The following is an 11,974-nucleotide window of genomic DNA, read 5'->3' on the forward strand; positions in this document are numbered from 1 at the left end:
AAATCAAAGATCCTCACAAAAATAGGTTATCAAGATCCCACCAGGATCGCCTTCTCCCTCCGGGCTTCACGGCTGTCCCATTAAAAATATGACGTCTTTCCGAGCGTAGCGAGGAATCTCCTGAAAAATGGCACAATCTAAATTAATGCATTAATTATCATTACCTTATCAGCAGCTTGGCTGCAAATGCGAAACAAATTGCTCAGACTATTCGTAGTCACTGGGCTGTCGAGAACAGTCTACATTGGGTCTTGGACGTTACATTACGTGAAGAGGATTCTCGCGTATGCAAAGATCATGCTCCTGAAAATAGGGCGATGGTTCGGCATATTATTTTGAACAGGTTACAGAATACCAAAAAGAAATTTAAGGATATGAGCATTAGGCGCCCGCAGAAAAAGGCTGGCTGGGGAGACTCAACTCTTGATATGATTTTAATGGCCGCATTGTAATGGGATCGTGCAACCTTACAGGAGATTCCTCGCTACGCTCGGAAAGACGTCATATTTTTAATGGGACAGCCGTGCCTCCTGGCTGAGGGAGAAGGACATTTTAGCGAGATTTCGATAACATTGGGAACTAAAGATTTTGCATTTCGTCAAGAAATGCTTAAGGCCCATTGCTATTTCCCGCCTGGGCGGGCAAGACAGCTTTTTTGTCATGTGAGTAAATTATTAAAACACAATGATAGCAACCACCGCCAGGCTGATCCAGGAATCAAAATCAGCCCAGTGGCATTCGGAAAAGACTGGCTACATCCGGTAAATAATGGTTTTATAAGGGTGTGGACGATTGAGCAGGCGCGTATTCATCTAATTCAGTATTCTGTTCTCCTCCCAATGTGGCGACAACAGTACTGAACATTTTCATATTGAGTTTTCCTGGTAGAGGTAATTTTGAAGAATGCCCTTCTTCAGGAAGCGGGGATTGTGTATCGTGTACTTGATTTCCCTTGCTCAAACAGGCTTCAAGATCAGCGAACTGAGCCATGTTCAGCTTATTAACAACGACTGGAGTTTTAACAGGAACAGGCTCCGGCTCATCAGTGGTTAATTGCATTCTTTTACCCAGACAGCTCATGAGCTGAGTTTTAAACTCACTCATGCCAATCGATTTTGAAGTATTAACATACATCAAATAAGCTCTCAACTGATAAATGTGCTCCTCAGTTAAAGTGTCTTGTTCTTCAAGCCAGCTTGCCATTTGAGGGTATTGATCTAAAACAATAGTTTTTACATCCCCTAACGAATTGATCCAGTGCAGAGAATAATGACCTGGGTTGCCACGCAAAACAAACGTAGTCAGGTTTCCATTTTTCACCAGTGTATCATTACTCATCTCAGCATTAGAACGGGGATCTACAGGATTTACTAACACCTGAACTCTATCAAGGAACATGTCTCTTGCTTTAACACATTCCTTCTTCAAGCGCTTCATATGCACAGGATTTATTTTATCCAAATCCTCTGATTGGTTATTAATAAGCAAAACGATCCATTCTTCACTCGGTTGTATGGTGTATGCTTTGCCCTGAACATCAACCCAATGCAAGGTCCAAACGCCTTTTTGCAGAAAGATAGAAAATTGAATTTTGTCCGGGGATTCTTTAGCTGAACGAATAGCATCTTCCAAATTTTTAGCAATAAGTACATTATCCACAGTTTGTTTAATGCTTTGCTGCGCTTTTTGCAGTTCTAACTCCTTGGCTTCAATCAATTTACGATTTGCCCGGTATTGAACTATAAAAGAATCTATTTTATCGATAATTAATTCACTAACCCGCTCAATGACTGCATCACGGTTTTTATCTGTGAGAGGCATATAGCCAGGAACGCTACCAATTAATCCATCAAGCAGATAATAATTAAATGAGCCAACATTCCATTTGCCTTTAGTGACTAATAATTTAATTTCCTGCAAGCGAGTAAAGGTATCATGAAATTCTTCCATGCTCTTGATTGCCAAGTCCACTTCGGGACCTCTGGCTCTTGTATATTGATAAACCCATCCAATAAACCAGGATTGAATTGGTTGGTTGTATTTTCTTTTGGCGGTTTCACACAGTTCAATTAGTTCAGCACGACCTTGTTCCGATTCTTCTGCAATTCGAGTTAATAATTTTTCAACGAATACATCCAAATTATCCAGAATGACTAATCTCTTCTTACCATCCTTGAGAGGCATATAAGCTCCTTTTTATGTCCATCTTTCATATTACCTCAATAATTTTTTTATACAAGTAACAAAATTCTTAACCTCAAAAGAGTTATGCGTTAATTTGCTTGTTTTAGCCTGCTCCCTCCAGGGGCTAATAAAATTCAGCACTGCTCGAAGTAAAGCACCACAGAAGGCTTGCAAATTTAAAGTAAATCGCTAACATGGTTTAGTTAAAAAATAATAACAAAGGGATGTCATGAGAATTTCACTACTTTCAGCGGCTCTATTAGCCACTGGGATTGCTTCAGCAGCAACCCCGGTTGACGGTTGGTATACCAGCGTATTCGGTGGATATACTTTTATACCTGGTAATATTGATAATTATACAATAGATTACATTCATCGAGACCGGGCTGGTTATAATAGCGGTTATAATGCCGGGGGTCGTATCGGATTTCAAAGTAATCCACTCCGTTATGAAGCGGAATATACCTATCTTCGTGCTAACCTGAAGCATTTTGATATCGATCATATAAATCAACGGGATGCATCAGGTTACTCATCCGGTAACTTTTTAATGGCAAACATCTACTATGATTTTCCTGAAATGTTACCCGCCATTTCTCCCTATTTAGGATTGGGTATTGGTTATGCCTATCTTCAAGCAAATCTTTCCAGTTCAGGCCCAATCGCTCCAAGCTTTTTCTCAGTAAGCGATAGTGCTTTTGCCTATCAGGGAACTGCGGGAATTACTTATAACTTTGCGGAAAATTACGCGGTGAACCTGGCGTATCGCTATGTAGCAACGGATAAGCCGAACGGATTTGGCGAAATATTCCAGGCACATATTGCGAGTGCTGGGGCAGTTTATCGTTTTGATCAGGTTAATTATAAGTAAGGATTTTTAATGAAGCAGCTAATTCAACTGGGATTGTTATCAAACCTGCTAATCAACACTACAGCCTTTGCAGTGAACCCTGAGCAGGGATTTTATCTGGGTCTGCTGGGAGAAATGAGTACTGGTCCTGCAAACCATGAAATTGCCTTTATAGAACCACCTGATCCAACGATTTGGGTGGGAAAAGTAGATAATAACCGAATTGGCGGCGGCGGTGGCGCTATGCTGGGCTACCGATACCATCAATTCCGGGTTGAGGGGGAATTTCTCTATAACTGGAATGGATCCGGTTCTGTAGATATTGGCGATTGTACCCTGCAAAGTCCCATTGTGCAGACTCCCACCGGTATTTGTCCTCAGGATCATTTTCAGGCGAATAACCTGGGATTTAACGGCAGTGTTGCCACCATGTACGGTTTGGCTAACGTATTTTGGGATTTTATAAATTATGACAGCGACAATGCGAGTGTGTTTCCCTATGTAGGATTGGGAATTGGTTACGCCCGTCTTACAAGCAGAGGTAATTTCATTCGAAACTATTACACCCTGGATGTTACCTCTCGTGGCTCAAGCAGAACGTTCACCAGTGGCGCAGCCCAAGGCATTCTTGGCTTAGGTCTCTTTATGGATGATTTCACCTGGGCCGGAATGGATTACCGCTATCTCACGACCAATACTCTGAAAGATTATGGTAATAAGCGGTATGCCATTAATTCACTTAATTTTACCGTCAGTTTATCCTTTGATAAAAGCGGGACTTAAGCTGTTTCATTTTGTTTACCCTGAGGCTCTTGCCACAGGGTAACAAATAAAACCATGACCATAGGTCCTAAAAATAGTCCCAGTAGCCCTAAAGTCTCAACTCCACCCAGGATACCAAATAAAACGGCCAAAAATGGCAATTCTATAGCCCCACCAATCAGTACCGGTTTAACAAAATGATCAGCAACAAACATAACCAAAGTGCCCCAGACCAAAACTATAATTGCACTTATCAAACTGCCTACAGAAAGTAAAACCAAAGCTACGGCGATAAACACTATAGGCACGACAAAAGGAATCATGGCAGCCAAGGCGGTAATAAATCCGGTCAATGTGGGTGCGGGAAACTCGACAAGAGCATAACAAATTCCCATCAGGATACCCACCCCAATGCCTACAACTATGGTTCCATTGACTGTTGCACGCAATGCCCTTGGCAATCGATCCGAATAACGAAACCACCGGGTGCCAAGACAGTATTCCCCCACATGATGAACTTGCGACAATAACTTATCGCCATCACGATAGAAAAAAAACAAGGTTAATAAAGTAAATCCAACCTGAAAACTTCTATGGGCCAGATTAAATCCGATTTGCTTAATGTAATAACTTGCTGGAGTAAGGGTAACATGAAGATTGGATAAGAAGTCTTTTATATTACCAGGTTTGCCAATATTCTCATCCCAGTATTGTACCAAATCATTACCAATCAAAGGGAAATTCTTAAAAAACTCCGGCGCTGCTCCACCGTCCTTATTAATTTGTTGCAAAAAATTAATAAACAGCTGCGACTCTTTAATGAGGATCCCGACAAGCCAGCTTAAAGGAATAAGAAACAGCAAGCCCATAAGCGTAGTAAATAATAATGCCGATACATTATCTTTCTTACCAAAAAAATAACACCATTTTTTATATAAGGGATAGGTTGCAATAGCAATAATTGCCGCCCAAATCATTGATGGAATGAATTTATGAACAATAAAAATGGAGAGTATAACGATGCTAACCGTCAACCCCATACTGATGAGTTCTTTATGATTTTCATTCATTACGAAAAGCTCCAGGCTAAAAGTTGCATAATCAACCAGGCAGGAACTGCAGCCCCGACATCATCCAGCATGATGCCCAGGCCTCCGTGTACTTTTTGATCAATATACCGTATTGGCTGAGGTTTCCATATATCGAAAAGACGAAATAAAATAAAACCCAGAATCATCCAAAGCACACCTTTTGGGGCTAAAAACATAGTCAATAAATAACCTACAACTTCATCCCAGACGATGCCTTTATAATCATGTAATCCCAAATCCCGTGATACTTTATCACTGACCCAGACTCCTAGAATAAAAGCAAGGACGGTCAAAGCCAGATAAATACCCCAATGGGTGTTCATCATTAAAAGATAAAGTGGAACTGCGGCAAGAGTCCCCCAGGTTCCGGGAGCTACGGGCATCAATCCGCTACCAAAGCCAAAGGCTATAAAATAAGCAGGATCCTGCCATACACGATTAACCAAATTTACCTGATTCATACTCTATTTATCCAATTTAAAAATGAGAATAACCAACTGGTTTTAATTCTTCCGGCTGATCATTTGAGGTTATAATCCTTAAACCAGGGAGTTCTTCTATAACTCCAATCGGATAACACTCTAAGTTAATTTCATACAACTCATCCTTTAATTGCCCCAACTGTGAGGAATTAACTGTAAAACATAGCTCATAATCATCGCCCCCTGTTAAAGCCAAGTCAACAGCCTGAGCACTCAAATATTTGTTAACCAAAGGATGAACGGGAATATCTCTTTTATTTAAACAGGCTCCAACGCCACTGGCAATACATAGATGATTTAGATCTGCACTTAAGCCATCTGAAATATCTATAGCAGATGTTGCATATTTGCGAAGCAAATGAATCAAATCAACCCGAGGATTAGGGTGTAATAACTGACGCATTAATTCGGTTTTATCATAGGCGGGAATAGTGAGCTCGCCCAGCGATTTAACACCCAGCGCAGCAGCACCCAGAAGTCCAGAAACCAGGATGACATCTCCTGGTTTTGCTCCAGAACGTCTGATTGCTTGTTGATGCGGTGCATGACCCATTATGGTCAATGTTATCGATAAAGGACCATGAGTCGTATCACCGCCGATCAAATCAATATTAAAGCGATTTAGCGAGTCCCTTAAACCTTTTGAAAATCCCTCAAGCCAGGGTTGTTGAATTTCTGGAAGTGTCAATGCTAAAGTCACATAGCAAGGTTCTGCGGCCATCGCGGCCATATCACTCACATTAACCATCACCGCTTTACAGGCAATATCATAAGGATCCCATTCGGGAAGAAAATGAACTCCTGAAACCAAAGTATCTGTGCTGACTAATAAATCAGTTCCTCGTGGTAAATGCAAACAGGCGGCGTCATCACCTATACCATACAGAACTTCCTTATGCCGAACAGGAAAAGACTTAAAATAAAAATCAATTAGAGAAAATTCATTCATTGCCAAGACTGATTTCTACTGAACGTACCTGCTGTGCCAGATTATTCAATACTCCGTTGACATAGCGATGCCCATCCTGCGATCCAAACTCCTTGGTCAGAGAAATGGATTCATCAAGTACGACCTTATAAGGAATTTCAGGACAATGAAAGAGTTCAAAGGAACCAATACGTAATACAGTTAACTCTATAGGATTCAATCCACTAACATCCCGGTCAAGAAATGGAGAGAAACTCGCTTCCAAAGCCTCTGCATGTGCAGGAACACCGTGGAGCAAACGGGTAAAATATTCTACATCTACTTTATCCATATTATTGATAACCCGGAACTGTGCTTCAATTTCATGAAGATCAGAACCTGACATTAACCATTGATACAATGCCTGTAATGCTAATTTACGTGCTTTCCTTTTACCACTTATTGATTGCTTTTCCACTTATACCTCGTACTTTTGAATGGATCGGGCTTTAAAGATCCCGAACCTGAACATTCGTCACTTTCTATGCGTCATCCTTGTAAAGCAAGAATCCATGCAAACAGGCAGTATAGTGCTCATTTTGAGGATGGATCCCCTCTTTCGCAAGGATAATGACCTTATAAAAACCTAAAGACATTAAATCAATTTACCTTTTTAAAAATAACTCATTCTCATATCCCTCATTTCATTTGATATGTGGGTTCTATATCTTATTGAGGAATAAACGCAGTCACTCTTTATCGTGTTTCATTTGATCTATAGTCTGTCTAAAATCGCTCACATCCTTGAAGCGCTTATATACGGATGCGAATCGCACATAAGCAACATGATCCAACCTGAATAACTCATTCATTACCAATTCACCAATCAGTTGAGAATCCACTTCACGTTCACCTCTGCGACGAATTTCCTGAGTAATGGAAATAATCGCTGCTTCGAGACTGTCCACACTTACCGGTCTTTTTTCCAGAGCGCGAAGCATGCCTGAGCGCAGGTTATCGATGTTAAAGGGTTCCCGTCGTCCATCACGTTTGATGATTAAGGGCATAATCAATTCAGCAGTCTCAAAAGTAGTAAACCGCTCATGACAAAGAAGACATTCTCGCCTCCTGCGCACCTGAGCACCATCAGCGACTAAACGAGAATCGACCACTTTGGTTTCTTCAGCATGACAAAAAGGGCAGTACATGATTAACCATAAACCGGGAAATCACGACACAGAAGCAAAACCTGAGTTTTTACACGTGCGTTGATCGTTTCATCATTGATATTGTCCAGGATGTCTGCCACCCAATTGGTTAGAAGCGTTATTTCTTTTTCTTTAAATCCTCGTGTCGTTGCAGCAGGTGTTCCCAATCGTAACCCACTGGTTACAAAAGGCGAACGGGGATCATTGGGTACCGAGTTCTTGTTAACAGTGATATTAGCTCGGCCTAAAGCAGCATCTGCTTCTTTTCCGGTAATATCTTTGTTAATCAAATCTACCAGTACTAAATGATTATCGGTTCCACCTGAAACAATGTTATAGCCTCGGCTTTGTAACACATCGCACATGGTTCGTGCATTGACGAGAACCTGTTGTTGGTAGGCTTTAAATTCAGGCAATAAAGCTTCTGCAAAAGCAACGGCCTTCGCTGCAATAACGTGCATTAACGGGCCACCCTGCATGCCTGGAAACACTGCAGAATTTAATTTTTTCTCAATTTCTTCATTTTCTTTGCACAGTATCAAACCACCTCTAGGGCCTCTTAGCGTTTTATGCGTGGTGGTTGTAACAACATCAGCATAAGGTAAGGGAGATGGGTACAGTCCAACAGCAACCAAACCGGCGACGTGTGCCATATCCGCCATTAAATAAGCACCTACTTTATCAGCAATCGCTCTGAATCTTGCCCAATCAAGCGTTCTCGAATAAGCTGAAAATCCGGCAATAATTAACTTGGGTTTATGCTGTATGGCAAGTTGTTCTACAACATCATAATCAATTAAACCCGTATTGACATCGACGCCATATTCTACTGCCTGATACAATTTACCGGAGAAATTGACTTTCGAACCGTGAGTCAGGTGACCGCCATGAGGCAGCGCCATTCCCATAAAAACATCACCAGGTGATAATAAAGCCATCATGACAGAGGCATTAGCCTGGGATCCTGAGTGCGGCTGGACATTAACATAATGCGCGCCGAATAATTTTTTTGCTCTTTCTATAGCCAGCTCTTCAGCGATGTCTACATACTCACATCCGCCATAATAACGTTTACCAGGATAGCCTTCTGCATATTTATTAGTAAGTACAGACCCCTGAGCCTGCAATACTCTGGGACTCACATAATTTTCAGAAGCGATGAGCTCAATATGATCTTCCTGACGACGCTTTTCATTTTCAATGGCCTGAAACAGCGCATCATCAAAATGTTCTATGGTATAACTTTCATCAAACATGTGAAATTCCTTAGCCTGGATAATAACTATCGTGATTTAACAATAATGTCATTACAAACGCTTTTTACACCACCTACTCCGGCAGCAATAGTTGCGGCTCTTTGTTTAATTCGTGGTGAATCTACAAAACCACTTAGCTGTACCTGATCTTTGTATGTCTTAACTTTAACGGCAAATCCATCTGTACCTAATTGATCAACCAAACTTGCTTTCACTCGTGTAGTTGTTGCTGTACTGTCAAGATACTCTCCAGTACTTTCAGCTTGAGGAGAAGCAGCACAAGCAATAATGATCATGGAAACAGCTCCCACCAGTAACATCTTCAGTGAGTCAATCATAAAGGCTCCTTAAAGAAAAAACCTTACTAGAGTACCACAAAATGTCTTCAGATACGAAGGGGTATTCACGCGGGTTTATTCCTTGAACAGGACATAAAATACGGTGATTAACCCTCAATTCTGTATAAGCAAAAACCCTGTACGCTCATCTCAGATTCCAGGGTTAATTATGAAACAATAACGCGATAGCGACAGCAAGTCTTCAGACGATACCAATGAAAACTAACTGCGCCCACTATCTATGTCCATGCGATTTAGTATGAACATCCTGATTTTTATTATGTACCTGGGCATTACCACGATTAATCGTTCCAGACGGGTTAACCTTGGCTTGATTGGAAACACCATGATTTTGAGAATGTTGCAAAGCAGCACGATTATCAGTTGGTGTATGACCATGAGTCGTTCCAGCGCTTCCCGCATGACCATGGACTGTTCCAGAATTCCCAGCATGACCGTGAACTGTTCCAATAGTTTCAGCATGGCCATGTACATTATTCTGTACACCAATCTGGGCTGGACGAGGACGTGGTGATATCAGCACTTTATTTGCATAGGCATCCGGATGCCCATGATAAACTCCCCCCGCCTGAGCTGGCCGGTATACAGGATTAGCATGGAAATGACGATGAGGGTTAACTGGCCTCACTTCAACCATTGGAGCAGGAATAGAATAACCACGATCATAATATTGCTGTTCAACAACGGTACAGGAGGTCAATAAAGGCAGGGCTAACAGACTTGAGACGAGGTATCTCATAAAAAACTCCTCAGAATTAAAAAAGGTCCATCAATGATGGACCTTTTTTGAGTGATTTATCGGGTTGATAATTCGGCTTTTGCTTCTTTCAAAAAGGGAACTACACGAATAGTACTGTTTACGTTAGTCCAACCGGAGTAAATAGTGTAGAACGGTGAAGTAATCGTAATGTACATACCACTATGGCAGTAGAAATTATAGAATAAACTAATATAGTGAGGTGATTCATAACGATAAATATTAAAATCGACAGTAGAACCATCGTCAAAAGTTCCGAAGACATTAACGTCAGTGTAACTTTGGTTAATGATTTCAATTTGACAATATCCAGGATAAGTTACGCCTTTTTGTATGGATTGTTTGTCTTTAGTATCAGCATTGGGATTAAGATGAACATTTGCCGCAAAAACATGACTAAATAAGCTAAAACAAACTAGGAACAAGAACGACTTCAACTTCATGGTTTACCCCCTTATTAAGATGGAAGCCGCATAGTAACAAAGTCTTCAATTTAGTCAATAGGATATTTTTATATCCATGAAATAAATAAAAATTGAAACATATCAAAACAATAAGGTGATAAAGTATATCTTTATGTTATATTTGGCAAATTAAAAAATTTAGCGAATATCCACAGGGAAAGACAATGAAAAAGCGTATGATGATCATGGGAATTGCCTTATTGGTTGTTTTCGGTGGAATCATTGCCTTCAATTTGATTAAGGCAATGATGATCAAGCAATTTTTTGCCAGCTATGAGCCCCCTGCTGTAACGGTTTCTTCAGCAGTAGCCGAATCAGTAGACTGGTTGCCTACCATTAGTGCTATTGGTAATTTCGTTGCAATCAACGGAGTTGATGTCAACTCTGAAGCATCAGGAAACGTGGTTAAAATTGACTTTGACTCAGGTCAATTTGTTAATAAAGATGCCCCCCTGATTACAATCGATGACAGTATTGATCAAGCATTGCTTAAATTTAATCAATCTGAACTGACTCTAAAGGAGCTAAACTATAAACGGCAAACCGATCTGTTTAAGCGAGGCGCTACTCCCAGTTCAAGTGTTGATGAAGCCAAAGCGAATTTGCAACAGGCTCAGGCTAAAGTCGAGCAGATACAAGCCCAGATAAATCAGAAACACATCACAGCACCTTTTGCTGGACGCCTGGGTATTCGTGGAGTAAATCTCGGACAGTACGTCACACCGGGACAAACGTCCATTGTTTCCCTCCAGTCTTTGGATCCGCTGTATCTGGAATTCTATATACCCGAACAATTTTATAAACGAATCCAGTTGAATCAAAGCATCTATTTTTCAGTTGAAGAGTTCCCCAATACGATATTTGAAGGGACGATTTCCGCAATAAACTCCAAAATAGACCTGAACACACATAACATCCTGATTCAGGCGACATTGCCTAACTGCCCTTCCAAGGCAATTAAGGATCCAACAAAATCAACTCTGGTTAAAACACGAAAAGAAGTCAGAGGAAGCAAACTCATAGTCACCTGCAACAGTGAAGTTAATCGTCAGAACAATATTAGTGAATATGTATTTATTCCAGGTATGTTCTCTTCCATTGAAATTCCTCAACCGGCAGAACCCAATACAGTTATAGTTCCCTCTACAGCAATATCTTATAGTCTCTATGGAAACTCAATTTACATCATTGAAAAAAATTCCGAAGGCAAAAAGAACAAAGACGGCTCGGATCAACTGATAGTAAATCGCGTATTTGTTGCTACTGGTGAACAACAGGGAAATTACACGGTGGTAAAAAAAGGAATAAAGGCCGGACAACTGGTTGTCAGCACTGGAGATCTCAAACTGCAAAATGGAACTCCTGTTGTAATTAATAACAGTGTCCAACTGACTGATATCAGTAATCCGGACAGCATGGGACAATAGAGTCTGTTGGTCATTTACTTGTTTCATTAATCGCAAACACTGGTGTACCGATCCCGGATTTGATCCGGGTTCATCCGCGGTATGTCACGCTCTTCTGGATGATAAGGACAAGCAATGACATGTAGGCGTTATAGAACAATTGGCAACAGAACCTAATAGAAATCCTGAGATTTCTCCTGTTTCAAGTACAGAGCTCCATATTTTAAGCTCTTTAATTTAATAATTGC

At 40.8% G+C, this 11,974-nt stretch carries 14 protein-coding genes; 4 read left to right on the top strand and 10 right to left on the bottom strand.

The window, feature by feature from the left end; genetic code table 11:
• Positions 1 to 149: 149 nt before the first annotated feature.
• A complete protein-coding gene (locus tag ELY21_RS01810) occupies positions 150 to 452 on the top strand; it encodes an ISAs1 family transposase (protein WP_127106346.1) in 303 nt (100 codons plus the stop codon).
• Positions 453 to 774: 322 nt separating this feature from the next.
• On the opposite strand, the gene ELY21_RS01815 is transcribed toward ELY21_RS01810, so the two are convergent.
• Positions 775 to 2,184, bottom strand: a complete 1,410-nt coding sequence (locus tag ELY21_RS01815; protein WP_127106347.1) for a hypothetical protein — start codon at positions 2,182 to 2,184, stop codon at positions 775 to 777.
• 229 nt (positions 2,185 to 2,413) lie between these two features.
• On the opposite strand from ELY21_RS01815, the gene ELY21_RS01820 reads away from it, so the two are divergent.
• Both ELY21_RS01820 and ELY21_RS01825 read left to right on the top strand, forming a co-directional pair.
• Positions 2,414 to 3,055: an outer membrane protein gene (locus ELY21_RS01820; RefSeq protein ID WP_028384733.1), complete on the top strand. Its 642-nt coding sequence runs from the start codon at positions 2,414 to 2,416 to the stop codon at positions 3,053 to 3,055.
• A 9-nt stretch (positions 3,056 to 3,064) separates the two neighbouring features.
• Positions 3,065 to 3,817 carry an outer membrane beta-barrel protein gene (locus ELY21_RS01825; RefSeq protein ID WP_127106348.1) on the top strand — a complete coding sequence of 251 codons (753 nt, stop codon included), beginning with the start codon at positions 3,065 to 3,067 and terminating at the stop codon, positions 3,815 to 3,817.
• On the opposite strand, the gene ELY21_RS01830 is transcribed toward ELY21_RS01825, so the two are convergent.
• The 9 genes from ELY21_RS01830 to ELY21_RS01870 form a co-directional block, all read right to left on the bottom strand.
• Positions 3,814 to 4,866, bottom strand: coding sequence for an AI-2E family transporter (locus ELY21_RS01830; RefSeq protein ID WP_028384735.1), 1,053 nt, complete (start codon positions 4,864 to 4,866; stop codon positions 3,814 to 3,816). The genes ELY21_RS01825 and ELY21_RS01830 overlap by 4 nt on opposite strands.
• A complete protein-coding gene (locus ELY21_RS01835) occupies positions 4,866 to 5,348 on the bottom strand; it encodes a phosphatidylglycerophosphatase A (protein WP_127106349.1) in 483 nt (160 codons plus the stop codon). Before ELY21_RS01835 ends, ELY21_RS01830 begins: the two co-directional genes overlap by 1 nt.
• Positions 5,349 to 5,364: 16 nt before the next feature.
• Positions 5,365 to 6,318, bottom strand: a complete 954-nt coding sequence (gene thiL, locus ELY21_RS01840) for a thiamine-phosphate kinase (protein WP_127106350.1) — start codon at positions 6,316 to 6,318, stop codon at positions 5,365 to 5,367.
• The gene (nusB, locus tag ELY21_RS01845) at positions 6,311 to 6,754 is read right to left on the bottom strand and encodes a transcription antitermination factor NusB (protein ID WP_127106351.1); all 444 of its coding nucleotides are present in this window, start codon (positions 6,752 to 6,754) and stop codon (positions 6,311 to 6,313) included. Before nusB ends, thiL begins: the two co-directional genes overlap by 8 nt.
• 271 nt (positions 6,755 to 7,025) lie before the next feature.
• Complete coding sequence (gene nrdR / locus ELY21_RS01850) at positions 7,026 to 7,484, bottom strand: transcriptional regulator NrdR (protein WP_028384739.1); 459 nt, start codon at positions 7,482 to 7,484, stop codon at positions 7,026 to 7,028.
• Between the two features lie 2 nt (positions 7,485 to 7,486).
• Positions 7,487 to 8,740 (bottom strand): serine hydroxymethyltransferase, encoded by a 1,254-nt coding sequence (glyA, locus tag ELY21_RS01855; protein ID WP_028384740.1) that lies wholly within the window; start codon positions 8,738 to 8,740, stop codon positions 7,487 to 7,489.
• A gap of 26 nt (positions 8,741 to 8,766) precedes the next feature.
• Positions 8,767 to 9,078, bottom strand: coding sequence for a BON domain-containing protein (locus ELY21_RS01860; RefSeq protein ID WP_127106353.1), 312 nt, complete (start codon positions 9,076 to 9,078; stop codon positions 8,767 to 8,769).
• Between the two features lie 235 nt (positions 9,079 to 9,313).
• Positions 9,314 to 9,838 carry a hypothetical protein gene (locus ELY21_RS01865; RefSeq protein WP_127106355.1) on the bottom strand — a complete coding sequence of 175 codons (525 nt, stop codon included), beginning with the start codon at positions 9,836 to 9,838 and terminating at the stop codon, positions 9,314 to 9,316.
• Between the two features lie 56 nt (positions 9,839 to 9,894).
• The gene (locus ELY21_RS01870; protein WP_028384742.1) at positions 9,895 to 10,299 is read right to left on the bottom strand and encodes a hypothetical protein; all 405 of its coding nucleotides are present in this window, start codon (positions 10,297 to 10,299) and stop codon (positions 9,895 to 9,897) included.
• A gap of 185 nt (positions 10,300 to 10,484) precedes the next feature.
• On the opposite strand from ELY21_RS01870, the gene ELY21_RS01875 reads away from it, so the two are divergent.
• The gene (locus tag ELY21_RS01875; protein WP_127106357.1) at positions 10,485 to 11,747 is read left to right on the top strand and encodes an efflux RND transporter periplasmic adaptor subunit; all 1,263 of its coding nucleotides are present in this window, start codon (positions 10,485 to 10,487) and stop codon (positions 11,745 to 11,747) included.
• Positions 11,748 to 11,974 lie beyond the last annotated feature (227 nt).

The organism is Legionella sp. km535 (genome assembly GCF_003990085.1).
In the GTDB taxonomy this organism is placed as follows: Bacteria; Pseudomonadota; Gammaproteobacteria; order Legionellales; family Legionellaceae; genus Legionella; species Legionella moravica.

Bases quoted from the DNA above. Each gene is read 5' to 3' on its own strand.
- ELY21_RS01815 (WP_127106347.1), bottom strand. From the start codon at position 2,184: ATGCCTCTCAAGGATGGTAAGAAGAGATTAGTCATTCTGGATAATTTG.
- ELY21_RS01820 (WP_028384733.1), top strand. From the start codon at position 2,414: ATGAGAATTTCACTACTTTCAGCGGCTCTATTAGCCACTGGGATTGCT.
- ELY21_RS01825 (WP_127106348.1), top strand. From the start codon at position 3,065: ATGAAGCAGCTAATTCAACTGGGATTGTTATCAAACCTGCTAATCAAC.
- ELY21_RS01830 (WP_028384735.1), bottom strand. From the start codon at position 4,866: ATGAATGAAAATCATAAAGAACTCATCAGTATGGGGTTGACGGTTAGC.
- ELY21_RS01835 (WP_127106349.1), bottom strand. From the start codon at position 5,348: ATGAATCAGGTAAATTTGGTTAATCGTGTATGGCAGGATCCTGCTTAT.
- thiL (WP_127106350.1), bottom strand. From the start codon at position 6,318: ATGAATGAATTTTCTCTAATTGATTTTTATTTTAAGTCTTTTCCTGTT.
- nrdR (WP_028384739.1), bottom strand. From the start codon at position 7,484: ATGTACTGCCCTTTTTGTCATGCTGAAGAAACCAAAGTGGTCGATTCT.
- glyA (WP_028384740.1), bottom strand. From the start codon at position 8,740: ATGTTTGATGAAAGTTATACCATAGAACATTTTGATGATGCGCTGTTT.
- ELY21_RS01860 (WP_127106353.1), bottom strand. From the start codon at position 9,078: ATGATTGACTCACTGAAGATGTTACTGGTGGGAGCTGTTTCCATGATC.
- ELY21_RS01865 (WP_127106355.1), bottom strand. From the start codon at position 9,838: ATGAGATACCTCGTCTCAAGTCTGTTAGCCCTGCCTTTATTGACCTCC.
- ELY21_RS01870 (WP_028384742.1), bottom strand. From the start codon at position 10,299: ATGAAGTTGAAGTCGTTCTTGTTCCTAGTTTGTTTTAGCTTATTTAGT.
- ELY21_RS01875 (WP_127106357.1), top strand. From the start codon at position 10,485: ATGAAAAAGCGTATGATGATCATGGGAATTGCCTTATTGGTTGTTTTC.